The organism is Acetobacter pasteurianus subsp. pasteurianus LMG 1262 = NBRC 106471 (genome assembly GCF_000285275.1).
In the GTDB taxonomy this organism is placed as follows: domain Bacteria; phylum Pseudomonadota; class Alphaproteobacteria; order Acetobacterales; family Acetobacteraceae; genus Acetobacter; species Acetobacter pasteurianus.
The window spans coordinates 1-26014 of sequence record NZ_CADO01000015.1 but is presented as its reverse complement, the minus strand read 5'-3'; the positions used below and the strand labels follow the sequence as shown (position 1 = coordinate 26014).

Annotated in this window: 17 protein-coding genes; 9 read left to right on the top strand and 8 right to left on the bottom strand. The window is 50.1% G+C overall.

Translation table 11 applies throughout. The annotated features are described in order from the left end of the window. The 5 genes from APA10_RS04580 (at position 1) to APA10_RS04555 (ending at position 14380) form a co-directional block, all read left to right on the top strand. On the top strand, positions 1-3540 hold the full coding sequence (locus APA10_RS04580; RefSeq protein WP_035365981.1) for a 5-oxoprolinase/urea amidolyase family protein: 3540 nt from the start codon (positions 1-3) through the stop codon (positions 3538-3540). 38 nt (positions 3541-3578) lie between these two features. After that, the gene (atzF, locus tag APA10_RS04575; RefSeq protein ID WP_004449773.1) at positions 3579-5381 is read left to right on the top strand and encodes an allophanate hydrolase; all 1803 of its coding nucleotides are present in this window, start codon (positions 3579-3581) and stop codon (positions 5379-5381) included. Between the two features lie 235 nt (positions 5382-5616). Further along, the gene (locus APA10_RS04570) at positions 5617-6561 is read left to right on the top strand and encodes an alpha/beta hydrolase (protein ID WP_004449774.1); all 945 of its coding nucleotides are present in this window, start codon (positions 5617-5619) and stop codon (positions 6559-6561) included. 303 nt (positions 6562-6864) lie between these two features. After that, positions 6865-12891 carry a DUF3320 domain-containing protein gene (locus APA10_RS04565; protein ID WP_004449775.1) on the top strand — a complete coding sequence of 2009 codons (6027 nt, stop codon included), beginning with the start codon at positions 6865-6867 and terminating at the stop codon, positions 12889-12891. 337 nt (positions 12892-13228) lie between these two features. Continuing rightward, positions 13229-14380 (top strand): acyl-CoA dehydrogenase family protein, encoded by a 1152-nt coding sequence (locus APA10_RS04555; protein ID WP_004449778.1) that lies wholly within the window; start codon positions 13229-13231, stop codon positions 14378-14380. A gap of 190 nt (positions 14381-14570) precedes the next feature. Here the strand turns inward: APA10_RS04555 and APA10_RS04550 are convergent, their stop codons facing one another. Then, a complete protein-coding gene (locus tag APA10_RS04550; protein WP_004449779.1) occupies positions 14571-16892 on the bottom strand; it encodes a TonB-dependent hemoglobin/transferrin/lactoferrin family receptor in 2322 nt (773 codons plus the stop codon). A gap of 159 nt (positions 16893-17051) precedes the next feature. Between APA10_RS04550 and APA10_RS04545 the strand changes: the two genes are divergently transcribed. Beyond that, on the top strand, positions 17052-17618 hold the full coding sequence (locus APA10_RS04545) for a biliverdin-producing heme oxygenase (protein ID WP_004449780.1): 567 nt from the start codon (positions 17052-17054) through the stop codon (positions 17616-17618). 73 nt (positions 17619-17691) lie between these two features. Here the strand turns inward: APA10_RS04545 and APA10_RS04540 are convergent, their stop codons facing one another. The 6 genes from APA10_RS04540 to mntR form a co-directional block, all read right to left on the bottom strand. Beyond that, entirely contained in the window at positions 17692-18012 is a 321-nt protein-coding gene (locus APA10_RS04540) for an antibiotic biosynthesis monooxygenase family protein (protein WP_035365983.1), read from the bottom strand. A 23-nt stretch (positions 18013-18035) separates the two neighbouring features. Then, positions 18036-18845: an ATP-binding cassette domain-containing protein gene (locus APA10_RS04535; RefSeq protein WP_004449783.1), complete on the bottom strand. Its 810-nt coding sequence runs from the start codon at positions 18843-18845 to the stop codon at positions 18036-18038. Further along, positions 18842-19897: a FecCD family ABC transporter permease gene (locus APA10_RS04530; RefSeq protein WP_004449785.1), complete on the bottom strand. Its 1056-nt coding sequence runs from the start codon at positions 19895-19897 to the stop codon at positions 18842-18844. Before APA10_RS04530 ends, APA10_RS04535 begins: the two co-directional genes overlap by 4 nt. After that, on the bottom strand, positions 19894-20799 hold the full coding sequence (locus tag APA10_RS04525; RefSeq protein WP_004449787.1) for a heme/hemin ABC transporter substrate-binding protein: 906 nt from the start codon (positions 20797-20799) through the stop codon (positions 19894-19896). The genes APA10_RS04530 and APA10_RS04525 overlap by 4 nt, the downstream gene beginning before the upstream one ends. A gap of 80 nt (positions 20800-20879) precedes the next feature. After that, positions 20880-21248, bottom strand: coding sequence for an antibiotic biosynthesis monooxygenase family protein (locus APA10_RS04520; RefSeq protein ID WP_004449788.1), 369 nt, complete (start codon positions 21246-21248; stop codon positions 20880-20882). Positions 21249-21433: 185 nt separating this feature from the next. Next, positions 21434-21910: a manganese-binding transcriptional regulator MntR gene (gene mntR, locus APA10_RS04515; protein ID WP_003626287.1), complete on the bottom strand. Its 477-nt coding sequence runs from the start codon at positions 21908-21910 to the stop codon at positions 21434-21436. 191 nt (positions 21911-22101) lie between these two features. Here mntR and APA10_RS04510 point away from each other — a divergent pair, with 191 nt between their 5' ends. Both APA10_RS04510 and APA10_RS04505 read left to right on the top strand, forming a co-directional pair. After that, positions 22102-23475: an Nramp family divalent metal transporter gene (locus APA10_RS04510; RefSeq protein WP_035365985.1), complete on the top strand. Its 1374-nt coding sequence runs from the start codon at positions 22102-22104 to the stop codon at positions 23473-23475. A 43-nt stretch (positions 23476-23518) separates the two neighbouring features. Beyond that, positions 23519-23899 (top strand): hypothetical protein, encoded by a 381-nt coding sequence (locus APA10_RS04505; protein WP_231111069.1) that lies wholly within the window; start codon positions 23519-23521, stop codon positions 23897-23899. A gap of 57 nt (positions 23900-23956) precedes the next feature. Here APA10_RS04505 and APA10_RS04500 read toward each other — a convergent pair whose 3' ends face one another. Continuing rightward, the gene (locus tag APA10_RS04500) at positions 23957-24451 is read right to left on the bottom strand and encodes a hypothetical protein (RefSeq protein WP_004449792.1); all 495 of its coding nucleotides are present in this window, start codon (positions 24449-24451) and stop codon (positions 23957-23959) included. A 419-nt stretch (positions 24452-24870) separates the two neighbouring features. On the opposite strand from APA10_RS04500, the gene APA10_RS04495 reads away from it, so the two are divergent. Then, positions 24871-25266: a DUF4142 domain-containing protein gene (locus tag APA10_RS04495; protein ID WP_231111070.1), complete on the top strand. Its 396-nt coding sequence runs from the start codon at positions 24871-24873 to the stop codon at positions 25264-25266. The last annotated feature ends 748 nt before the right edge of the window (positions 25267-26014 follow it).

Sequence of the window (26014 nt, the reverse complement as noted above, 5' to 3'; positions counted from 1 at the left end):
ATGTTCACTAAGGTTCTCATTGCCAATCGTGGAGAAATCGTCCGGCGTGTCAGTCGCACACTCCGGCGTATGAACATCGCCTCTGTAGCGGTGTGTTCAGAAGCAGATCGCTTCACGCCCCCTGTTCTGGAAGCAGATGAAGCCGTGTTGATCGGCCCGGCCGCAGTAACTGACAGCTACCTGAACATGGATGCCATTCTGGATGCCTGTGCTACTACGGGGGCACAGGCCGTCCACCCCGGTTATGGGTTCCTGAGTGAACGTGCAGAATTTGCTGAAAAACTGGCTGAACGCGGTATTCGCTTTATGGGGCCACGACCTGAACATATGCGTATGTTTGGCCTTAAGCACACAGCGCGTGAACTAGCCAAACAGAACAATGTACCGCTCCTGCCCGGCTCTGATATTTTAAATTCAGCAGATGAAGCAGCAATTGAGGCCACACGCATAGGTTACCCCGTCATGCTTAAGAGCACGGCTGGCGGCGGCGGCATTGGCATGCAGGTGTGCCATAACGAGACAGAATTGCGAGATTGCTTTGCTGCTGTCTCACGCATGGGCGGTAATAATTTTGGTGATGCCCGTGTTTTTCTAGAAAAGTTTATTGCCTGCGCACGCCACGTTGAAGTGCAAATTTTTGGAGACGGCAAAGGCAATATTCTCACGCTAGGTGAGCGCGATTGCTCCCTGCAGCGCCGCAACCAGAAAGTTATTGAAGAAACCCCCGCTCCCGGCTTGTCAGATACAACCCGCCAAGGCCTGCGTGAAGCAGCCCGCGCATTGGGCGCTGCCGTTGCATATGAATCCGCTGGTACGGTGGAGTTTATTTACGACACCGAAAGTGGAGAGTTCTATTTTCTTGAAGTAAATACCCGTCTGCAGGTTGAGCACTGCGTTACCGAAGAAGTATTTGGTATTGACCTTGTGGAATGGATGGTGCGTCAGGCAGATGGCAGCCTGATCTTACCTCCGCAGGATAGCCTTATTCCGCAAGGCGTGGCAGTAGAAGCCCGTGTTTACGCCGAAAATCCTGCCGAAAATTTTCGTCCTTCAACTGGTCGCCTTACCGAGGTGGGTTTTGCACCGAACGTGCGGGTTGATGGATGGATTGAGACCGGGACCGAAGTTACCCCTTATTATGACCCAATGCTGGCAAAGGTTATTGCGCACGGGGCCACGCGGGAAGAGGCATTCCGTAAACTGCATGAGGCCCTTTCAAGCTCCCGCATAGGTGGGCTGGAAAGTAATCTGGATTACCTGCGTGCCATTACAGCGGCCCCTGCCGTGCTGGAAGGGCGTGTTTTTACAGGCCTTCTCAATAACTTTGCCTATACGCCTACAACAATTGAGGTCATCTCTCCGGGCTTGCAATCCACCGTACAGGATTGGCCCGGACGCATTGGATACTGGGATGTAGGTGTTCCCCCCAGTGGGCCTATGGATGATCGTCACTTTCGTCTGGCCAATCGCATTGTTGGCAATGCGGATGGTGTGGCGGCTTTGGAGTTCACCGTTTCTGGCCCGGTTCTGCGCTTTAACGCACCTGCCACCATAGGTCTTGCCGGGGCATTTATGCCAGCCACGCTGGATGGCCAAGAAATACCTTATTGGGAACCTGTTGAGGTCAAGGCCGGTCAGATTTTAGCGTTAGGGCAGATTAAAGGAGCTGGTCATCGCACATACCTTGCTATTCGGGGAGGGATTGATGCGCCGCTTTATCTGGGGTCTCGCGCTACATTCATGCTGGGGCAGTTTGGTGGCCATGCTACAGGCCAACTGCGTACGGGTGATGTTCTACGGCTTGCTGCCCCACAGGCAGATGCTCCACCTGCTACCAGCATTGCGCAGGAAGATCGCCCCGAACTTACGCAGACCTGGGAATTGGGCGTGCTATATGGGCCACATGGCGCGCCGGATTTCTTCCGTGATGAAGATATTGCTGAACTATTTTCCAGCGAATATGAGGTGCACTTCAACAGCGCACGCACGGGTGTAAGGCTGATTGGGCCTAAACCACGCTGGGCACGCACAGATGGCGGCGAAGCCGGGCTGCACCCTTCCAACATTCATGACAACGCCTACGCTATTGGCGCAATCGACTTTACGGGGGACATGCCCATCCTGCTCGGCCCGGATGGCCCCAGTTTGGGGGGCTTTGTCTGCCCTGCCGTGCTTGTGCGTGATGAACTATGGAAGATGGGGCAGTTGCACCCCGGAGACAAAGTACGTTTCCGCCGCGTGCAGCCGCAACCGCTGCATGTAGCTTTTCTGCCAGCACCCATTATGGGTGACAGCCCTATTCTTTTCCGCTCGGAAGGCGAAATTCCAGTTGTTTACCGTCGTGCAGGCGAAAACTATCTGCTGCTTGAGTTCGGTCCACCAGAACTGGACGTTACATTGCGGCTACGTGCACAGCTTGTGCTGGAACGTCTGAAAGCCGAGGCCATAAGTGGTATTATAGACCTCACACCCGGCATCCGCTCTCTGCAGGTGCATTACAACCCCGACGTTATCTCTCTGTCCGCTCTGCTGGAAACCCTACACGGCATTGAACAGGCTCTGCCTTCAGGCGATGATGATATTGTCGTGCCCAGCCGTATCGTGCATCTGCCCGTATCATGGGATGATGAGCAGGCGCGGCTGGCCATGCAGCGTTATCAGGAACTTGTGCGGCCTAATGCACCGTGGTGCCCTTCTAACATTGAGTTTATTCGGCGCATTAACGGCCTGCCTTCTATTGATGCTGTAAAGGATATCATCTTCAACGCATCATACCTTGTGATGGGGCTTGGCGATGTTTATCTGGGCGCCCCTGTTGCCACCCCAATTGATCCGCGCCATCGGCTTGTAACCACCAAATACAACCCTGCCCGCACATGGACACCAGATAACGTGGTGGGCATTGGCGGAAGTTATATGTGCATCTATGGCATGGAAGGCCCCGGTGGGTATCAGCTATTTGGCCGCACCACGCAGATTTGGAATACATGGCGCACAACAGATGTATTTCATGAAGGCACGCCGTGGCTTTTAAGGTTTTTTGACCAGATCCGTTTCTACCCTGTCTCACACGATGAACTGATGGAAGCCCGTGCCGCTTTCCCGTATGGCCGCTTTTCCGTTAAGATTGAGGAATCACATTTCAGCCTAAAGGAATATCGCGCTTTCCTTGAAGCCAACAAAGAAGAAATTGCCGCTGCCCAAGCCAGACAACAAGCTGCCTTTGAAGCTGAACGGCAAGACTGGATTGCAAAGGGACTTGATACATTCGAGGAAGAAACGAATGAAAATCAGGCAGATGAATCTGTGCTGCCCGAAGGCCATATGGGTGTGGATAGCCCAGTACCCGGCAACGTATGGCAACTGCCCGTAAACGTGGGAGATCACGTAAAGGTAGGTGATACGGTGGCCATTATTGAATCCATGAAAACGGAAATGAAGATTTCCTCACCAGCCACCGGTGTTGTGACTGAAATTCTCTGCCGCAAAGGGCGTGAAGTGCGGGGTGGTGAACGCATCATGGTTGTCCGCACAAGCTGATTTTTATGTGCCCTAACGCTGATAGAACAGGAAAAAACATGTCCCTGCCCAATATGTTGCAGATTACCCCGCTGCTTTCCGCCTATCGCACCGGAACGCTTACGCCCACCAACATGGTGCATGACGTTATTGCACGCATTGACTCCTATACCACCCAAGACCCGGCTGTATGGATCAGCCGGGTTCCGGCAGAAAAGCTTTTAGCCCGCGCTGCTGAACTGGAAAAACAAGCTGCCACGGACCTTCCACTTTACGGTATTCCGTTTGCTGTAAAGGATAATATTGATGTTGCTGGGCTACCCACAACCGCTGGGTGTCCGGCTTTTGCCTATGAGCCTCAAGAAAGCGCTGAAGTTGTGCAGCGTTTGGAAGCTGCGGGAGCCATTCTTATTGGCAAAACCAACCTTGACCAGTTTGCAACAGGTCTTGTTGGTATGCGTTCCCCTTATGGCCAACCACATTGCGTGTTTAACCCTGAATATGTTTCGGGCGGTTCAAGCTCCGGGTCTGCTGTTGCTGTTGCGGCTGGTCTGGTATCATTTGCGCTTGGCACAGATACGGCAGGTTCGGGCCGCGTGCCAGCCGCATTTAACAACATTGTGGGGCTCAAACCATCACGTGGCGTGCTCAGCACATATGGCCTTGTTCCCGCCTGTGAATCTCTTGACTGTATCTCAGTCTTCGCAGGCTCTACCGCTGATGCGTGGGAAGTTGAACAGATTGCTGCTGCACCTGATGCACGCTCTCCCTACTCGCGCGCGCTAGATATTCGGTCGCTGCCTCTTACAACATTTCGTTTTGGGGTATTGAAAAAAGAAGATCAGTTTTTCGATGGCAACGCAGCAAATGCAGCGCTTTATGCCCGTGCCATCCACCTGTTAGAACAAATTGGTGGCACGCCCGTTGAGCTGGATTTTGCTCCCCTAAAGGAAACAGCAGCCCTGCTGTATAGTGGCCCCTTTGTGGTGGAACGGTTAGCTGCGATAAAGGATTTTTATAACACTCATCGCCAAGATATGGACCCAACAGTTGGAGCCATTATTGACGGTGCCAAAAATTATACAGCAACAGATGTATTCGAAGGCATTTATCGCCAACATAGCCTCCAGCAGGTAGCACAACGTATGTGGGCTAATTTTGACATTATGCTGCTGCCAACGGCACCGCGTATTGTCACCAAACAGGAGGTTGTAGAGCAACCCATTACTGCCAACAGCTTGCTTGGGGCCTATACCAATTTTGTAAATCTGCTTGATATGGCAGCCTGTGCTGTGCCTGCCGGGTTTGCGCCAGATGGCCTCCCATTTGGAGTAACATTTATTGCCCCTGCCTTCACCGATAAGGATTTGGCAGTATTAGCCGGACGTTTTCATCATGCGTTAGACGAAGCTGTTAGGCTGACACGCACCGATAAATCGGTATCGAAAGAGGCTGACACTATGGCCCCCAATAATCGTGTGCTTCTGGCTGTTGTCGGGGCACATCTCAAAGGTTTTCCCCTGCACTGGCAGCTTGAACAGGAACATGCTGTTTTACGAAGCACCACCCGCACGGCCCCAGATTACCGCCTGTTTGCCTTGCCCAATGCCACCCCACCCAAGCCAGGCCTTGTGCGGGAACAAGGCTTTGAGGGTAACGGACTAGAAGTAGAGGTTTACGAACTCGATGCAGCAGGTTTTGGGCGTTTTGTCGCTTCTGTTCCGCAACCCATGTCCATTGGTCGAATTACGTTAGAAGATGGAAAGGAAGTTTGCGGCTTTCTCTGTAGCGAAGCCGTGGCGCGTAGCGGCACCGATATTACAGAAACAGGTGGTTGGCGGTATTACATGCAAACGCGTTAAACAATGCTTGGCGCCTCACTTGGTGTAGATGTTCCCTCTCTATGCCATGTAACGCTAGGCTAGTGTTTTTGGGCGTCTATCCACTTTATTTTGGATAAGGTGGATAGATGTGAGCCCAACAGAATACAAACCACAAAAAAACCGCGATAATTCAACTTATTGTAGAGGTATTGTGATCTTGAGCAACAACCCTTTATGATCCTGTTATTGCTCAAGAGAATGGAGTGCTCTCCAAATGACGACCCTTGGCTTGGTTGATGCCGAACAGCGCGACATGATTGCTTCGTTTCCATCCTTCGATCCTGAGCAAGACGATCTCATGGAGTTCCGCCGTGGCCTCGTTGAAGGCTCAACTGCTCTCTTAAATTCTGGATCGGTCACATATGAGGAACGATTGATCCCTGCCCCTGATGCAGCCCCCGATGTTCGTGTTATTCTGTTTCAGCCGCCTAAGGCCAAGAAAACAACGTCTGCCATTCTCTATGTACATGGCGGAGGAATGATTGCCGGCACACCCGACATGCAGGCAGGTATGCTGAACCGGCTGGCTTTAGAAACAAATACCCTAGTTGTCTCGGTTGATTACCGGCTTGCGCCGGAAACGCCTTTTCCTGGTGGTCTGGAAGACGTTTATACTGCTCTTGTGTGGCTACATAAGCATGCGAAAGAACTGGAAATTGACCCCGATCGTATCATGGTTATGGGGGATAGTGGTGGAGGTTGTCTGGCTGCCGCTACAGCCCTTCTGGCACGTGATCGCGGTAAGGTAAAATTACATGCCCAAGTCTTAATTTACCCAATGCTTGATTTGCGCACAGGTGGGCCAGATGCCCCTTCTGATGATCCTACAACGGGGGAATTCGTCTGGACGCGCGCCCAAAACCAACATGCATGGTCTGCCGTGCGCGGAGAATTGGCAGCAGATGACCCTCGATTTGGCTATCTATCACCCGCCTTCATGCAAGATCTGTCTGGGCTGCCCGCAACATTTATGATCACTGGCGCTTTGGATCTGTTTCGTGATGAAGATATAACTTTTGCGCAGCGCCTATGGAAAGCAGCCGTACCGACTGAACTTGTCGTCTATGCAAATGCGGTGCACGCTTTTGACCTGTTGCCTTCCTCCCTTGGCGAACGTGTGCGCCGTGATGTGTTAGAAGCCGTTCGCCGCCTATTGTGACACGCATGTGTCTGTTCACATCGAAAAAAACTGAAGCCCCAGCTAGAGCTACTTTTTCAACTTGCAGGCCTTCTGTTCTCGGGGGAATGGCCTGCGGAGTTCTGGCACTCAAAGCGGATCAAACCAAAAGGTAAGAGGGTTTGCCCAGTATATATGTCAGCTAAAAGCTGACCGTCCTTATCAAGAACCGCATTCTACCATCACTTGCAAATCTGTTACCAATTACACACACTCCTCTTTCTCATGAAACATGAATAACTTTGTCATAATACGATAGAGAATTGTGTTATTGAGTGCACGAACATGGAAGATAGAGGGGAATTTTCGGTGGATACAGAGCAAAAACAGATTTCTGAAGACACCGATCATCCCTTGCCTATCGAAACACCATCTCTGCAAATCGCACTACAAGAAGCCGTAAATGCAAGCCTTTGGGAAAATAGTGTTCCTATTCTGGAAGAGCTGGCTTTCGACAACACAACGGACATTGAATACCCTGCCGTAGAAATTACCATCAGCAGTGAACCTCCATTTCTCACGCCGCGTTCCTGGATGTTGCAACAGGTGCGCCCCCAAGAACTGCGCGTGCTGAATGACCGTGACATCACGCTTGATGGGGCATTGCTCTCTGCCCAAACTGAAGCTTCCAAAGCGGTAGTAACTGTAACTGCACGCGCTGGAGAGCAGGAGTTAACCAGAACCACCCGCGACGTGCGCGTATTGGCACGCAATGAATGGGGAGGCCTATGTGGTATTCCCGATATTCTTGCCGCATTTGTTTTACCGAATGACCCGGCAATAGCCCGTATTCTGCGCAATGCAGCTGATATTTTGCAGCAGGCTGGGCAAGTTGCCTCGCTAGAAGGATATCAGGGCGATAAAACCAGAGTATGGGCGCAAGCACAGGCAATCTGGTGTGCCATTTGTGGGCTGAACATCACTTATATCAACCCACCAGCATCGTTTGTGGAATATGGGCAACGCATCCGCCTGCCCTCTCAGGTATATGAAGAACGGCTGGCAACCTGTCTGGATACCACCGTTCTCTTTGCTGCTTGCCTTGAGGCCATCGGCCTGCGCCCCCTGATTGTTCTTACCAAAGGGCACGCCTTTGCTGGTTTCTGGCTTTCTTTGCAGGATGCTGGTGCATCCGTTGTTCAGGATCTGCCGGGGATACGCAACCGCCTGAAACTTGATGATCTGCGTGTTTTTGAAACAACGCTGGTAACGGCTGCCCGCAAACCCAGTTTTGCAACCGCCTGTGAGCGCGGAGAGGCCCACCTGCGCGATATCGGCGATGATGATGAAGACGCATTCCGCGAAATTATTGATGTGCATCGCGCACGTCTCCGTCGCATTCGTCCGCTTTCCACGCCGGGTTTGCGCGCAGATACCGAGCTTGATGAAAACTCGGATGACACTTCCGAGCAGCCGATCTTTGAAGCCCCACCAAATCTGCGCGAGGAACGGGAGGAAGAACAGCTACCAGATCGCCCGGCAGATCGTGTTCAGCGCTGGTGCAATCGCCTTTTGGATATGTCGGCCCGCAACCGCCTGCTCAATTTGCCAAAGTCTGACCGTCAGCAGATTGAGATTAATTGCCCAGAGCCTGCCACGCTGGAGGATATGCTGGCAGGCATGCGCGCAGGCGGTAACCCCAAGCCTTTGCGCTTTATTTCTGCACCAGACCTGATGGATGAGGATGACCCTCGTAACAAAGCTCTTCATCAAGACCGCCATCAGGAGGATGCTGCACGCGCCTATGCCATAGAGGCGCTTGCACGGCGCGAGATTGTTGTCCCGCGCAAGAAAGAAAATCTCCAGAACGCCCTTATCGAGATTTATCGCCAGGCCAGATCAGCCGAGCAGGAAGGCGGCACAAACGTGCTCTTTCTGACCATAGGAGCCTTGGCGTGGACACCAGAAGACAAGAGCAAACCTTACCTTGCTCCGCTTATTCTTGTTCCGGTAATTCTGGAACGCGTCAGTATTAAATCCCCCTTTACGCTGCGGGCGCATAGTGATGAAACCCGCATAAACACAACACTGCTGGAAATGCTGCGTGCGGATTATGATATCCGTATTCCCCTGCTGGAACATGACAACCTCCCCGAAGATGAGTCTGGGTTGGATGTGCCCAAAATTATTGAGGCATTCCGGCTTCACCTACGCCACATTCCGGGCTGGGAAGTGCGCGAACATGTGAGTCTGACCACACTAAGTTTCTCAAAATTCTTGATGTGGAAAGACCTTCTTGAACGGCGAGACAAGCTGGCTACCAATGATGTTGCAAGCCGTCTGTTAAATGGTGTTCAAGAACCCGCGCGGGATGATACCACACCTTCCGGTGAGTTTAGTGCTTCTCAGGACCTTGATACGGCCTTGGCTGAAGCCGATCTTGTCTGCCCGATGGAAGCTGATTCCTCACAGCTCAAAGCCGTGGCACGTGCGGCTGCGGGCGAAAACTTTGTGCTGATTGGTCCTCCCGGCACAGGTAAAAGCCAGACTATCGGCAACATTATTGCCAATACGCTTGCGCAAGGCCGCACCGTATTGTTTGTGGCCGAAAAGCGCACAGCGCTGGAAGTTGTACGTAATCGGCTGGAAAAGCTGGGTATTGCCGAATTCTGTCTGGATCTGTTCTCACCCAAAGCCAGTAAAATGGGTGTGCTCCAGCAATTTCAGATAGCCCAAGCTGCACTGGAAGATTTTCAGCAAGAAGAATACGCACATACAAAACAGACACTTGATACGCTGCGGCATGAACTGAATGCTTATGTTCATGCACTTCATGCCCCACGCCGAAATGGCTGGACGCCGTACCGGGGTATTGGCATTACATTACGTGCACAGGAACAAAAAATTGTACGCATCCCCCTAGTGTGGCGCGATGCTGATGCACATTCAAAAACAGATTACGACAATCTGGTACAGGCGGCCGAAGACTTGGCCACACTCTATGCCCGCATTGGCGATATTGTTGTATCACCCCAGCTAGCAGGGCTTGAGCAGACGGAATGGTCTCCACTATGGGAGGCTCGGTTGCTGGATACAGTCAATACAACGCTGGCAGCTTTGGAGGAACTCCGCAACGCGGCTCATGATGTGGTCAAGGCGCTTGCATTGGGGGCAGATAATTTATCATTTATCCGCCTTGGCCAGATTGGTGCGCTATGCGCACATTTACTACAGCCCCATGCTGCAGGTTGGGCGTTTGGAGATGACGCGCAAGATATTTGCAGCCAAGCACGTGCAGAAAAAGAGCAGGTTGCCAAACATCGCGCGCTTACTGAAGACCTGAACACACGTTGGAAAGAAAGCGTTGATACGCTTCCTGTATCTGACATTCTTGCTGAATGGCGCACGGCAAAAGAAAAATGGCTACTAGCCCGTTCCATGGGACAAAAAGCTATCCGCAAACGGTTGAATGACCACGCTATAGCTATGCCGGAAGATTGCGAAAGCGATCTGGAAAAACTGGTGGAACGCCAGACCATTGCCAGCAGATTAAAAGAAGCGCCGCATAAAGCACATATTGGTGCCCTATGGCGCGGACTTGAGACTGATTTTGATCAGATTAATCTTGTTTTTGAATGGGGCCAGCAAGCCAGAAATCACCTTGGCGGGTGCATGGCAGATACTGCCGCCCTTCTTTCAGCACGCGCCCACTTCAAAACCTTATTGACCGAAGGGAAAGATCTGCTGGCACCAGGAGGTAGTGTTTATACTGCGCTGACACAGTATCGGGTCGCCTTCTCAGCACTGGAAGCAACCCTGAAAACGCTTGCCGAGTGCAGTGCTAGTAATATCAGTGCTCTGGTAAGCCCCAAAGCTCCTGATTGGCTTAACGAAATCAGCGAAAAACTACAAAGTTGGAAAAATTCTGCGCGTGAATTGCGAGACTGGTGCGCATGGCAACGCGCCTGCCATCATGCAGCACAACTGGGCTTAACACCTTTGGTGACGGCAATTGAGCAAGGCTTTGTTGCGCAGGAAGATGTTCTTTCTGTTTTTGAAGCAAATTATGCCCGTTGGTGGACCATGCACGCTGTAAGCGATTCCGCTCTGTTAAGCGGTTTTGTGGCTGCAACGCATGAAGGCCGTATCCTGCGTTTTCGTGAACTCGATGAAAAACTGAAAAACCTTGCCGTAAAGTTGATACGCGCACGTTTGGCCGGAAAAATTCCGGGAGAAACCGAACGGCAGCATGATCCAGAATACAAGGTATTAACCCGCGAAATTGCAAAAAAGACCCGTCATCTCCCGGTACGCCAGCTGGCAGAAAAAATGCCCAGCGCCTTGCGGACTTTAACGCCTTGTCTGATGATGAGCCCTCTTTCTGTGGCACAATATCTGCCTGCAGATGCAGAACCTTTTGATCTGGTGATTTTTGATGAAGCCTCCCAGATTGCAACATGGGATGCCATTGGCGCTATTGGCCGGGGAAAACAGGTTATTGTTGTGGGAGACCCCAAGCAACTTCCGCCAACAGACTTCTTTGTAGCAGGCAAAGCGGCTGACGATGTTGCGACATCCGATGAAATGACCGACCTTGATTCCATTCTGGATGAATGTCTTGGTGCCGGTATTCCCGCCATTAGTCTGGAATGGCATTACCGGAGCCGGCATGAAAGCCTGATCGCCTTCTCTAACCAGACATATTATAGCGGCAACCTCGTTACCTTCCCCTCACCTGTTACGTCAGATCAGGCGGTATCATTCCGTTTCGTGCCTAAAGGTATTTACGAACCCGGGCGTAACGGGTCCCATACCAACCCTGTAGAAGCACGTATGGTGGTTGCCGAGGCGGTAAAGATCATGCGTGGTGGGCGGGAACGGTCCGTTGGTATTGTTACCTTTAATAGCGAACAGCAAAAACTGATTGTTGATTTGCTGGAAGCAGAAGTGCGCAAAGACCCGAGCCTTGAAAGATTTACAGGGGATACGGCTCCAGAACCTTTACTTGTAAAAAACCTGGAAAACATTCAGGGGGAAGAGCGCGATGTCATGCTGTTCTCCCTGACTTATGGCCCGGATGTTGCCGGCAAGATTTCCATGAACTTCGGGCCGCTCAACCGGGAAGGTGGTGAACGCCGCCTGAATGTTGCCATTACCCGTGCCCGAGAGCAGTTGATTGTGTTCGGATCCCTCCGAGGTGATCAGATTGCCATTGAGCGTACACGCGCCGCAGGTGTGCGTGATCTACGCCGCTTCCTGCTGTTTGCTGAACGCGGGGCAACTGCGCTGGCTGGTGCGCATGAAGGCTCCGTGGGCGGTTATGACAGCATATTTGAAGTTGAAGTAGCCACCATGCTGCGCGCCAAGGGATGGGACGTTACAACGCAAGTTGGTGTATCCGGCTTCCGTATTGATCTGGGCGTGATAGACCCTGATCTGCCCACAACCTTTCTGGCCGGCATAGAGTGTGACGGAGCAACTTATCACCGAAGTGCCACAGCCCGTGATCGGGATAGATTGCGACAAGCTGTGCTCGAAAACCTTGGTTGGAACATCCTGCGTATCTGGTCCACAGACTGGTGGACCAATGCACCACGTGAAGTGGAGCGGGTTGACCGTGCCTTGAACGAATTTTTGGAAGAAACCCGCAAAAAGCGCGCTGAACAGGCAGAACATGATGCAGCAATGGCGGCTGCCAGCCTTAACGAAATCCCTCCCGAGATAGAGGAAGTTTCACCTCACCCTCTTAATGAGTCGCAGGAAGAGCCCAATCCACAGGCAGCACCATCCGAAGTGTTGGCAATATCTGCGCCAGCAGTAGAACCTCTGTATGCCAAAGCACCTACTGAGGATGTTCTACCCACCGCTGCAAAACCGGTTATTGATTCCTCACGCTTTTATCAGGAAGATTATCTGCCCACTTTAGCGCAACTGATCTGCCAGATTGTGGATGAAGCAGGTGTTATACGTGAAGATGTGCTGATCCAGACACTCTCGCGCGATCATGGCTTTGCACGAGTGGGTCGAGAGATACGTGAGCGTATTCAGAGTGCTGTTCCCTCCACACTTGGCCGCACGGAAGAAAGTGTTGGTGTATTTTTGTGGTCAGAACGGCTTCCTGTAACTTCACGCCTGCCTCTGGCTTCGTGCACGTCAGAAAAGAACATAGATCCCGCCAAGGTGCCTCTCCCCGCTCTTGTGGACCTTGCCTGCCGCGCTATTGCGATTGACTGTTCTGATGATGAAGCCATTACGCGTATGCGTGATGCCTGCGGCATGAGCCGAATGGGGCAAGCAACACGCACACGCTTTGCCGAAGCTTTGCAAGCAGCACGTCGGATGAATGATAATCAAGGCGAGAGATTGCTCTGAAATATCTTTACCCACACAACCATACCTAGATCCCGCTCACGGGATAGATGCGCCATCGCGTCAGTCTTACCCGTGAGCGTGCTTCAACATTCTGGCCTGCTGGTATTGCGTGCAAGCTGCCATGCCTGCGCCGCATCACCAAAACCATTGTCGACACTGATAGCTATCCGACGATCAGACTGTTTCATAAGGTTCACATGCGTTTTTTCCGTGAATCAGAATTTCGCGCACCAATTTATATCTTTCTCAAGATAAAATTCTCTCATTGACATCCATATTCGCGTCCTAAATGTTATATTTCATTACCACCTCATAAAAATGGTGAAATATATATTCCATGTCGATTGATCTACACACCGCGCACGATGCCATTGAGGCCGCTTCACATCTCAAGCAGCAGTTTGCCTCACGGGCAGCTCATCATGATCGCACTGGAATTTTTGCTCAGGAAAATATTGACGATCTGCGTCAGGCAGGGCTGCTATCTTTACGTATATCCACACCAGAGCGCCCTACCCCATTTACGCTAGGCGTGGTGCAGGGCATTGTTGGGCAGATTGCTCAGGGTGATGCATCTACCGCGCTGGTTATGGTCAATCATTACATGGTCCGTGCTGCAATTGCCCACCATGAATTCGGATCTGGTGACATGCCCCGCTGGATAGAGGATACACAGCACGATAAATTATTGAATATTCTGTTAGCGGAACCAGATCTTGGTTCTGCATCTCAAGGTGGATTGCCCGGCACAGTTGCTACCCGCACAGCCACCGGATGGATTTTGACGGGACGAAAAGCCTATGCAACAGGCATTCCCGGCCTGTCATGGCTTTTGGTGCGTGCGCGCACAGACGATAATCCTGCGCAAGTTGGTACATTTCTTGTGCCTGCCAAAGCAGATGGTATCCGTGTTATTGAGAACTGGGACCACATAGGCATGCGTGCCAGTAACAGTCATGAAGTTACATTTACAGATGTTACCCTACCGCTCAATGCCGCATTGGAACTCCATGCTCCTGATGCACGACCATCAGGGCGCAATATCCTTATTGCATGGAATACGGGCCTATTGGGTGCCTTATACAACGGCGTTGCAACCTCTGCGCTGGCATGGTTTTGCGAGTTCCTGAAAAACCGTGTTCCATCCAATCTGGGAGCACCTCTGGCAACATTGCCTTCAATGCGTGATGCTGTGGGTGGATTTACCATTACCTTGCACATGAACGCCATGCTCCTGCGGCTTTACGCCACAGACGTTGATGCAGCGCGCCCATCCGACGAACTAAAGGCACATGCAGCCGTTATAAAAACACGTGTTGTTGATGCTGCGGCAGATTTTACATCAGCTTTACTCGGTTTGGCTGGTAATGCCGGGTTATCGGCCCATAACCCGTTAGAACGGGCGCATCGCGATGCACTGTGTGGGCGCATTCATGCACCACATGCTGAATTACTTCGGCGTATCGCAGGCCAGCACGCTCTTTCATAAATTTACATCCCTTTCTTGTGAAAGGATAAAGCCATGACAACTGCACGACACAGCAGAATGGGAACGCTTTTTGTCATGGCTTATACCGTTCAATCATAGGCAGAAAGTGCATCCACCATCATTTAGCAATCGCGTGTATGAACAATAGAATCACTTACTTTCGATTTATCATTGCATATGGTTATGTTTTTCAAAATTCAATTCGGGCGGTAACCTTAAAGGAACGACCCGGCTGAGTGTAATAGCGCTCGGAAAGAGAACTGGATGACTGCCCATAAGGCAAAGATGCTGCATTATAATAGGCTTTATCAAAAATATTGTACATTCCGGCCTGAACTCGCAGAGGCTTGTAAAATGATGGACTATACCAACCTGTCAGGTCGAAAATAACATAGCCCGGAGTTTTCCACTGGTTGGTTAAGGTACCGGTAGAAGTTAGATACTTGGCATTGTCTCGGCCAGAAGCAAATGTGCCAGACAAATCAGTGCCCCATCGTTGTGTCTTATATCCAAACCCAATAATACCACGAAAAGGTGCCACTGAACTCAGGTGGAAGTTCCTGTCCTGATCACGCCCATCCGCATAAGCCAATGACCCCCATATATGCCAGTGATCATCAAATGCCCAGTTCCCGCTGGCTTCCACCCCATAAATACGTACGTGCGATAAATTGGTATAACCATAGCAGAGCATGTAGCCGGTACAACCGCTTATACCCATCATATCTATAAAGTTATGGTAGTGGTTATCGTAGAAGGAAAGTTTGGCACCTCGTTCTGAATTTCCATATTTCATACCAACTTCCCACCCTCGGCTACTTTCCGGCTTAAGGTCTGGGTTGCCAACAACCTGGTACACTGGCGGAGTACTGTAGTTCAGATACTCTTCAGTTGCAGAGGGAGCACGGTAAGCCTCGGCATACTGCCCGTACAGAATAAGATCTTTGGCAACGCGTGCTTCTACCAAAATTTTGGGGGAAAAGTGAGACCCATGCGCCCCATGCGGTAGCCCCGCATAACCAGCATTGGCCATATAAGAAGCCGTGTTGTGCGTATCGCGCTGGAAATAATCAAACCGGAAGCCCGGTGTAATATGTAGCCATTCACTCCGCCCAATGCCAATACGGTCTTGTACAATCGCTCCCATATCCGTACCATGAACTTTGGGCATATCCGAAAAATTATCGTGAGTATAAGCGTTTGATAAAGCGCGCTGGCCAGTTTGCGTTTGGTAAGTATCGGTCAGAAAAACTTCTCCACCATAGGTGAGCGCATGATGCAACGGACCGGTAAAAATGTTGTTTGTGGCTGAACCTGTTACACCATAGGATTCTACAGGCAAAGTGAGATGTTGGTGCACATACGCCGTTGGTCTGGCCGGATCATTGTTTGTAATATCCGTATCGGTCTGAATACTTTGCCAATATGCCAGAAAATGCGCTTCACTAAACAGGGCAGTTGGGCTGCTTGCCTGATAATCATAGTTGGCAGATACGCGCGAACGCTGGTTTTCACTTCGCGTATGATAGACATTGGTTGCCGTTGTTTCCGACGTTCTGGTTCGTTCATTATAATTTCGGTCAAACCATTCGCCTGTCAGGCCAATTCTGTGACCACCTGCAAAGTAGTGCCGGACCTTGCCCAAAAAACTACCCTGATCATATGAGGCAGGGTCTTTTGCGGTACGTGTTCGGCCATATCCGTAAGTATCACCGCGGTTGCCAGTTTCGCTCCCGTCCTGATAACCACCCTGAAGCAAAAAGACCGTGTTTTTATAGCGTGCGGCAAACGCCTGATTAAGCAGTGCTGCTTCACTTGCTCCATTATAAGTAAGTTTAGTGAGGCCTCCAAAGGTTTTGCCCGGCTTGAGCAGATCTTCCGGGTCTAACGTGCGCAGAGCAATAACCCCACCTAACGCCCCTGTGCCAAAAAAACTGGAATCTGCGCTTTTCACAACGTCTATTGCGCCCAGGGAGTTGAAATCGAAATTGTTCACTCCCCCTTGTGCAGAATTGAAAGATCCAGCATAGGCACCATCATTTGCCCATGGCATACGCACACCATCTATGGTGGTGAGAATGCGGTTTTGGTCCAGACCACGGATGTTAATACTGGAATTACCATTACTATAGTTAACCGAGGCATCTACTCGGCGCGCGTAGTCTTCCAAACTATCTATCTGACGGTCACGGAATGTTTTGAGGGTTGTGGTCGTTGTCAGCACGCCGGCCTTACCCACCGCGCTATGATCTTGATCTGGGTTGAACTTCATGGAATCCAGAATATCCGTTGTTCCACTCACCTTTACCGGACCCAAAACAACCGTTTGGGGAGAAACTTTGCTCAGTTTACTGGCGTTTTTACGAGAATCTGCCTGTGTGGAAGTTTCTACCTTGGGAGAAACAGATTCCGTTGTGGCGGCAAAAACCGGTGTTACGCAAGCATATGCCAGAGCTGTTGTTGCCAGCATCCGGTAACGCATAACCCGGCAGAAAAGAGGCTGCGTTATCATTGTACATCCACATTGTTAATAATGAGAATCATTATTATTTTATGATGCATAGCTTGCGTCTCGGCATCAAGCTCATTGTTGCGCATGATTCTCATTTGCGTTAAATAAGTCACACATTCGCATCTCTCAGAATGCGTTTATGTCGTAAAGGCCAACAAAATGACTAAAACGTCCGCTCCCCTTTCGCTTTGCCTTAAAGAAGCAACTCACACACTTCATGAGGATCTGGACAAAAGCATCATGGCGCATGGTCTGTTCTCCAGCGCCGATAAATACAAAAATTTTGTGCAGCTTCAGTATCTATTTCATCGGGATATCAATGATCTGTACAATCATGCCCAACTTGTAGAGATCATCCCCGATCTGGCTTCCAGAAACCGCTTTGCACAAGTATGCCAAGATATGCGGGATCTTGACTTACCCCTTCCTGATGAAGGCCCTTCTATAAATATCCAAAATGCTTCTACAGCCATAGGTTGGCTATATGTGGCGGAAGGCTCCAAACTCGGTGCAAATTTTTTAATAAAACTTGTTGAAAAAATAGGATTTACCGAAAATTTTGGCGGGCGCCACCTAGCGGCAGATCTAGGCGGCCGAGGCCCATCCTGGAACGCATTCAAGAGTGCTATTGACCGCGCTGGCTTCGACCCAGTTTTGGCTACAGCCGGAGCTCAAGCTGGTTTTATGCGTGTCAAAAACTATATGACTACCAGCATAGCAACCTGATTTTCTAAAAAAACAAAAATGACCTGAAATCCAAATGGTTTCAGGTCATTCAATCATTTTCACATATAAGATATTATACTGTCACATCCTGCAAAACGCTAAACCCTTCAAACACTGGAGGCCCAGCAGTAAGCGCACGCCCCTGCCCCGCCCCTGCATGCGCCTGACGAAACTGCTCAGATTGCGTCCATGCGACAAAGGCATCGTATGAATCCCAAACAGTATGAGAAGCATAAAGCCTGAGCCCTTCCTTTTCTGGCCCTTTAAGGAACTGAAAACTCACAAAACCTGGAACAGTTTTTAATAAAACCTCACGCTCCAGCCAACGCTTCTGAAAAGCATCTTCATTTTCCGGGGCGACCAAAAAGCGGTTCATGGCAATATATTGAGACATAGTCTGTTTCTTTCCTTCAACCATTATGGGCAAATCATATCATGCGGCAAAACGTAAGGCTTGCCGGTAGCTGCATGTATGCGCACACGCCCCTCTTCCAACCCGAATACACGGTTGGCTAACGCATTGGTTAAAACCTGTTCCGGCGGCCCCTGCGCATAAATGGTTCCCTCGTGCATCACCACAATGTGGTCTGCACAGGCTGCGGCCCAATTCAGATCATGAATGACCAGCACAACTCCACCACCACCTGAGGCATGAGCACGCGCAAGGTTAAGCACCAGATGCTGCCGGGAGAGATCCTGAGCCGAAATTGGTTCATCCAGCAACAAAAATCCTGGTGCCCTGTCTGTACCATGCACGGCTGCCTCTAGCTGCATCAGCACCCGGGCGAGATGAACCCGCTGCCGTTCCCCTCCAGACAGCCCCATAACATCACGCTCAGCAAAAGCAGCCAAACCAACGCGCTCCAGTAATAGCCCGGCAAGCTCCAAACGGACTGAAGTGCTCATGAACGGAGCGGAAATCTGCCCTCCCATTGCCACCAACTCACGCAACGTGAACTGAGCCCGCAACGGAGAGTCCTGCATTAACATGGCCCGGCCAGCCGCCAGTTGGGCAGACGAAAGCGTGGTAATAGAAGCATCACCAAGCCATACATCGCCACTGGTTGCCCGCAACAAACCACTGGCAAGACGGAGCAATGTGCTTTTACCGGCTCCATTTGGCCCCACAATGGCTGTCATCTGACCGGGCTCAAAGTCCAGAGAGGCTCCCTGCACAATATCTTTGTCTCGAACGCGCCAACCTACATTTTGTAAGCAAAGCTTCATGCCAGTCTTTCCCTGTCATGCGTACGCGTAAGGAGCCAGACAAAGAGTGGTGTGCCTAAAACTGCGGTTACAATTCCCACAGGCACATCTGCGGGCATAGCAATAATGCGCGCCAGCGTATCTGCCGCTATTAACAGGATTGCCCCCAACAAGGCACTGCCCGGCAGCACCAGCCGATGATCTGGCCCCGTAATCAAACGCACCAGATGGGGAACCACAACGCCTACAAACCCGATTGCCCCAACAAAGGAAACCGTAGGACCAACAGCGCAGGCAACCGAGAACATGGCAAGCCGCTTAATACGCTCTACAGGATACCCCATAAGCCGCGCATCACTCTCCCCCAGTAACAGCGCGTTCAGAGGCAAAGCCAGACGCACCGTTACCCACGTGGCCACCAACAAAAATGGACATAACAGACCTATGCGCGACCATGTTGCCCCAGCAAAACTGCCCATTGTCCAAAATGTCAGATCACGTAATGCCGTATCATTCGCACGGAAGATGAGGATGCCTGTCAACGCGCCAGAAAACGCGCTAAACGCCACGCCTGCCAACAAGATCATGCTGACAGATGTGGCGCCCCCGCGTGTTGCAAACATGTAAAGCAAACATGCCGCAACAAAACTGCCCAGCATGCCTGCCACCGGAACAGCCCATGCCGTGCTCATAATTTCTGCCTGTAGCCCTCCCGCCCCTAAATTGAGCCATGCTCCGCCCAGTACAATCATACAGGCTGTGGCCAAAGCCGCCCCAGAGGACACTCCAATCAACCCCGGATCTGCCAATGGGTTGCGGAAAAGCCCCTGCATAATGGCTCCGGCTACAGCCAGCGCGGCGCCCGTAAGCCCAGCCATAACAACACGAGGACCACGGATCTGGGTCAGCACAACCCGGTCTGCAAAGCTATCTGTCTGTTCCGCACCACTCTGCCACAAAGCCGTAAGATGTATGCCTGTTGCCCCAACATTGAGGGAAACCGCCATAACCAATATTAGCAATGGCAACAAAGCGCATAGAAACAGAACGACATGCCGCCGCGCCATAATCATACAGGGTGGCTCACCGCCGCCATCATTCTGGCAAGTTCTAAAGCTGCCTGAGGTGTGCGGGGGCCAAAGCCCAGAAGCCGTTCACCCTCCATACTTACAAAGGCATTGTTGCGACCGGCTGGGGTGAGTTTGAAACCCGGGTCTGCCTGCAAAGCTGATCGAAGTGTTGTGGCTGTTTGATCCATAAGCAGAATAATATCAGGCCGAAGGGCGACCAGATTTTCCTGATCCACAATCTTGTAACCCTGCATATCAGCGCCAGCGTTAACGCCTCCGGCAAGGCTGATCATGGCATCTGCTGCCGTTCCTTTACCTGCGGCCATAGGTCGGTTGTTTGTCATGCGCATGACAAACAAGACGCGTGGCTTCACTGTATGTGCAGCACGCCATGCTTCCAGTTGCCGGAACTGCCCGGCAATGGCGCCACACAGTTGTTCCCCTTCCGCCTGAGCGCCAACAATATCAGCTAAAAAGCGGGTGCGCTGCTCAATGGCCTCAGGAGATGGTGTAGCATCTACAAACACGACAGGAACACCCGATGCCACAAGCTGATCCATAGCTGCGGGTGGGCCAGCATCGTTCATCGTCAGCACAAGATCTGGGCGCAGGGACAAAACCCCCTCAGACGAAATAGCGCGCATGTAACCAAGATCTTTTTTCTCTTTTAGCGCTTGCTCAGGATATGTGGAGGTTTGGTCCACCGCCAAAATCGCACTTGATTTCCCCAGTGCATACAGTGTTTCGGTAAGAGTACCGCCGATACTGGCTATTCTGGTAGCATTATGCACAGTCACACGTCGGCCTCGGCAATCTGTTACAATACGAGGCGTTACTGCATTTGTCGTATCCTGTGCCAACCCGATACGCGGTATGCATGCTGAGGCCATTCCCAAAGCCAGCATACCCCCTAAAGATCGACGAGACAGCACGGGTATAGCTATAAGCTGATCACAATACCTTTTTGTTGTTGATTGCTTTTTCATCAGGCTGCCTGCTCCTGACCTATGATAGTGCGAAATACCTCGTAGCTACTGAACGCACGTTTTTCGAGCGTTAAAGCTTCCCCTTGTCCGACACCTTTATGCGCTGCATGAAATAATTCCGATTTACGCCATGCTTCGTACGCCTCACGGGATGTCCAGACCGTTTGGGATGCATAGGCCACATAATCCGGAAACACATTTCCCCGCATGAACTGGATCATTAAAAAACCTGAGGCGGTGTTCAACAGAACCTCCCGCTCAAGCCAACGGTTTTTAAAATCGTCTTCTTTTTCTGGCCGAACTTTAAAATGGTTCATGGCGATAAACATTGTTCCCTCCACACTACCAAATGCCTTCAGATCCAACATTTTTACAAATGCAGCGCGGCTGTGCGCACGAAATCTCACTCACCCTTTCATAAACGATAATGAGAATCAATATCATATTGTGCGCGAACTATGAGCTATATGTAAGGCTTATGAAATTTTAGAATTTTTTTGAATGAAATCAGAATATTGCCCGTGACAAACATCTACCCTGATTGGGTTAGATTTTATTTTTTTCTGGCTTTTTGCATGAAGGTATCCAGACCAGCATCCATGGCAAGTTGAAACGCTTCCAGTGTTTCAGCGCCTACGTAATGCTCCAACCCTTCTGCATCAATTCGTGCGTTGCATGGGCTTACACCAAGAGCCAGAAGAAATGCTTCAACAATACGATGCCGTACGCGCACTTTTTCTGCCATTTCGCGCCCATCGGGTGTCAGAAAAATACCACGATATGGTTTGCGCGCGACCAAACCTTCATCGCTCAGGCGCACCAACATTTTGGCAACAGTTGGCTGCGAGACCCCTAACCGGGTTGCCAGATCAACCTGCCGGGCCTCCTGCCCTTCATCCAGAAGATCGGCAATCAGTTCCACATAATCTTCAATTATGGCGTGTTGCCGGGCTACACGGCTGATGCGAAACCCTTCTGAATGCGTTTGTGCATCGGGTAGCGTATCTGCTGTATCAAAACTTTGCTGCATTTCCACTTTCCAACATGCCCGTAAGGCTGCGTTGGCTCCATACCGCCAAGATTATTCCATGAAGCATAAAGTATTCCAAAAGGAATATTTTATATCGGATATCATGCAAATGCACTGCAACCAAAAGTTTCCCTATGCTTTGTAATATAGCATGTTGCATATTTTAATCAGGTACAGTTTAGTCTGGATTTATGGTTCAAGACTCGCAAGCCCCTGCTCCTCCATTGTCTTCCCCAAAAGCTGCATGGCGTTTTGCTAAAACGACAGAGGCAGGCAGCCAAAGTTTGCCGGAATCTTTTGCCAGTATTAAATTGCCGGCGGCCAATACATCGTGGTTCAAGCGCTTTATGGCCTTTGTCGGGCCGGGTTACATGGTTTCCGTGGGGTACATGGACCCCGGCAACTGGGCGACTGATTTACAAGGCGGTGCCCAGTTTGGGTATACGCTTCTTGCCGTCGTCATGTTTTCAAACCTGATGGCCATTCTGCTTCAGGCTCTCTCAGCCAGATTGGGTATTGCAACAGGCCGTGATCTGGCTCAGGCATGCCGAGATCATTTTCCACCAGCCATCAATATTGTTTTATGGCTGGCATGTGAGCTTGCCATTATTGCATGTGATCTGGCTGAGGTTATTGGTACAGCCGTAGCACTTCAGCTCCTGTTTGGTATTCCACTTTTGGGCGGTGCCATTATCTCGGTTCTTGATGCCTTTCTTGTGCTATTTTTAATGAGCCGTGGTTTCCGATACTTGGAAGCGTTTGTTATTGCCTTGCTGAGCATTATTGCCATCTGTTTTGGTGTGCAGCTTGTGGCTGCGGCGCCACCTGTTGCTGACGTGCTGAAAGGCTTTATCCCCTCCCCCGAAATCATGACCAATAGCCAGATGCTCTACATTGCAATTGGCATTATTGGCGCTACGGTCATGCCGCATAATCTGTATCTTCATTCATCTATCGTGCAGACACGAGCGTTCGAGCACACAATAGCTGGCCGTAAAGAGGCTATTCGGTGGGCTACATGGGATAGTACAATTGCCCTTGTGCTGGCATTGTTCATTAACGCCGCCATTCTGATTGTTGCTGCATCTGCTTTTCATACAACAGGCCATCAGAATGTTGCGGAAATTGAGGATGCCTACCGCCTGCTTTCTCCCGTTCTTGGGTTGGGTATTGCTTCTACCCTGTTTGCCGTTGCCCTTCTGGCAGCCGGAACCAACTCGACTGTTACCGGCACATTAGCGGGGCAAATTATTATGGAAGGCTTTTTGCGGTTAAAAATACCGCACTGGCTGCAACGGCTCCTCACACGCAGCCTCGCCATTCTTCCTGTTATAGGAGTAACAGCCCTTTATGGTAACAAGGGCGTGGGAGAACTGCTGATGCTCAGCCAGGTTATCCTGTCCATGCAGCTCCCTTTTGCCGTTATCCCTTTAATTCTGTTTGTATCTGACCGCCAGAAAATGGGGGAACTTGTTATCTCTCGCAAAACGACCATTCTTGCTTGGGGAGTGGCTGCTCTTATTCTGGTTCTCAACTTTAAACTTTTATACGATACTATTTTGTAAAATATCTCCACGTACTGCTATCTATAAAATCTTTCTGTGGGCCATGAAAATCTTTACAAACTTAATACAGAAATATTGTTTCGTTGCGGCTTCTATCTGTCTGTTCTTGTCAGGATGTGCGGATGACCAAGGCAAGGGGGAAATGCACGCTGCTGTCTCAAGCTGTTTTTCAAAATATCCGCTTGCAAGAGGCACAGCCTATAAACGCTTTAGCTGCATTTATCAGGCACATTCTCAATATGGACCTGCTGCTATGGGTGATCATTATAATCTTCTCTTGCAGATAGACTTGGCATCCTTGAATGTAGGACAGGACATTGATGAAGGCATTTTGAACGTAAAAGAAGGTGAAACAGCCCTTCATTGGGTCACGGCCAAAGCCTATTACCAAGCCTCCCACAATACATCGACTGCAAAGAAATAAAAAAGAGGAAGCATTGTCAAAACCATGCTTCCTCTCAAATCTAACTAATCCTACGCCTTACTGTGTTCTGGGCACGATAATTGAATCTGTTGATTTTTTATCAGTATTCAATACAGCAGCACCAGATTGCGTAGAATACGTTGCTGTTGTGGATTGTTGCGGTGTCCGTGGCGGATGGAAGGCCGAAACTGGGCCTAACATGCCACCAGCAGATTTCTGCATCGTGCCTTCAGGCTGACGGGCACAGCCTCGTGTAATAATGGAACAGATACCATCTGTTCCAACCATTTCATCGTTATTACCTGTGTAATGCACATCTGAAACACGATCATGATCCAGACGGATGACCGCAGAACAACTTGTGCCGCCCCCGCCTCCGAGCTGTGCAATTGTTGTTGCAATATCACCAATAGGAATAAGGGTGGAACCACCATAACTCGGCTGTGGCTGTGTTCCTGTGTAAACAAAGATCTGCGTCGTATCGTTAATCTGTTTGGTTGCCGTCGGCAGACCTGCACAGGCTTGCAGATCATAAGAGGTCATCCCGATCATTGTGATCTGCGCTTTATGAGCGGCCCGTGAATCAAAATATCCGCACCCACTCAAACTCACAGAGAGTGAGGCAACCGCGAACAAACCCGCAATACGACACTTCATTTCTTCGACTATCCTCACACTTACCTAAACACTTCTACATAGAAGCGCAGCCATTCTAATTTACTGCGCGCTCTCCACACAATGCACGATGTTAAATAAAGTGTGAACATTTCTTTTCTGATAAATTACGTTCCGGGAGTTATCAATATATCTTTCCTATTGTTACTTGATTTTATAATATTAATAAGAAAATCCTGTTTTTCCTATCTTGCCTTCTTGGTCACTCCCTATCATCATAGGCTTTTCTAAGCGCTGTATGGCAGCAAAACTGTCATACAAAATGGCCTGTATGGCCAAAGGAGAATTTGCTGATCATGCTGGCCCTGTTTCGTCGTAAAGCGCTTATGTGCTCCCCACTTCTTGTTAGCCTTTTTGCGCTAAGCGCTTGTATCAGCCCTGGTCAGCCACCTGCCCCTCCATTGCCGGCTTTGGCAAAAGCTGCACCATTTACATCTACTGACGCAAATTTTGCACAACAGCTTAATGAAATGGATCTCACCCATATTGCGTTGGCAAATCTTGCCAAAACCCATTCTGCCCGTAGCGATATCGCGCTTCTCAGCCCGACTATCGTAAAAGATTTGACGGAAAACCATGATACGCTTACCAAATTGGCAACTACCCACACTTTAACGGAGCTACTCCCGCTATTTCATGAGCAGCACAAACAAGATGACATCTGTTCTTACGGCAGAAATTACAACATCTAAAAATACAGACTTGGTCAAACTCGCTACAGACACCAAAACTAAAATCACAACTTATCAATCGCAAATTAAATAAGAAATTTATTTCAATAAAATATACAGTAACAACCTAACCTATCAATCCGCCCGACATGACTGGTCGGGCGGAATTCTTTCTATTACTTCGCGCTTTGCGCCAAGATATTTACATCATAACAGATTTTAAGGCAGTCAGCACAACCCTGTCCGCCACCAGTGCAAGAGTAACAGGAACGCTGGAAGCAATCTGCCCCCTCTCCCATAACTGCAATATGAAACAAAACACCCTGTTGGGCTTCTATGGTTCATTAACCAAAATTACGTCATGCCATTCTAAATGGAATGTATGAATTTGTAAAAGAAGTGCCTCACCGTGGTTTTGGCATCTGCATCACAGTTGCCCCATCGATAAAATTCTAAAAATATTGATTTTTTGAGACTTCTCATGGGAGGCAGGAAACGTTTGCTTCATAGCGTCGTTTTTACACGAAAATACATAATACGATGTTGTTTTGAGGTAAGTATTGCCGTGACGCGTTTCCTGTTGGGAAACCCTGAAATTGAAGAGAGGCAGCTCACTTTGCTTCAAGGAAATATCCCATGTCATCACACTCAATAACGAGAAGGCTGTTCTTGAATGGTATAGCCGTTGGCTTGGCAAGCTACCCTTTTGAGAAGGTCGACGCGGAAATCTCACAGAAGGGTTGTACATCGGGTCAGATTATGAAAAAGT

Bases quoted from the DNA above. Each gene is read 5' to 3' on its own strand.
- APA10_RS04580 (WP_035365981.1), top strand. From the start codon at position 1: ATGTTCACTAAGGTTCTCATTGCCAATCGTGGAGAAATCGTCCGGCGT.
- atzF (WP_004449773.1), top strand. From the start codon at position 3,579: ATGTCCCTGCCCAATATGTTGCAGATTACCCCGCTGCTTTCCGCCTAT.
- APA10_RS04570 (WP_004449774.1), top strand. From the start codon at position 5,617: ATGACGACCCTTGGCTTGGTTGATGCCGAACAGCGCGACATGATTGCT.
- APA10_RS04565 (WP_004449775.1), top strand. From the start codon at position 6,865: ATGGAAGATAGAGGGGAATTTTCGGTGGATACAGAGCAAAAACAGATT.
- APA10_RS04555 (WP_004449778.1), top strand. From the start codon at position 13,229: ATGTCGATTGATCTACACACCGCGCACGATGCCATTGAGGCCGCTTCA.
- APA10_RS04550 (WP_004449779.1), bottom strand. From the start codon at position 16,892: ATGATAACGCAGCCTCTTTTCTGCCGGGTTATGCGTTACCGGATGCTG.
- APA10_RS04545 (WP_004449780.1), top strand. From the start codon at position 17,052: ATGACTAAAACGTCCGCTCCCCTTTCGCTTTGCCTTAAAGAAGCAACT.
- APA10_RS04540 (WP_035365983.1), bottom strand. From the start codon at position 18,012: ATGTCTCAATATATTGCCATGAACCGCTTTTTGGTCGCCCCGGAAAAT.
- APA10_RS04535 (WP_004449783.1), bottom strand. From the start codon at position 18,845: ATGAAGCTTTGCTTACAAAATGTAGGTTGGCGCGTTCGAGACAAAGAT.
- APA10_RS04530 (WP_004449785.1), bottom strand. From the start codon at position 19,897: ATGATTATGGCGCGGCGGCATGTCGTTCTGTTTCTATGCGCTTTGTTG.
- APA10_RS04525 (WP_004449787.1), bottom strand. From the start codon at position 20,799: ATGCTGGCTTTGGGAATGGCCTCAGCATGCATACCGCGTATCGGGTTG.
- APA10_RS04520 (WP_004449788.1), bottom strand. From the start codon at position 21,248: ATGTTGGATCTGAAGGCATTTGGTAGTGTGGAGGGAACAATGTTTATC.
- mntR (WP_003626287.1), bottom strand. From the start codon at position 21,910: ATGCAGCAAAGTTTTGATACAGCAGATACGCTACCCGATGCACAAACG.
- APA10_RS04510 (WP_035365985.1), top strand. From the start codon at position 22,102: ATGGTTCAAGACTCGCAAGCCCCTGCTCCTCCATTGTCTTCCCCAAAA.
- APA10_RS04505 (WP_231111069.1), top strand. From the start codon at position 23,519: ATGAAAATCTTTACAAACTTAATACAGAAATATTGTTTCGTTGCGGCT.
- APA10_RS04500 (WP_004449792.1), bottom strand. From the start codon at position 24,451: ATGATCGGGATGACCTCTTATGATCTGCAAGCCTGTGCAGGTCTGCCG.
- APA10_RS04495 (WP_231111070.1), top strand. From the start codon at position 24,871: ATGCTGGCCCTGTTTCGTCGTAAAGCGCTTATGTGCTCCCCACTTCTT.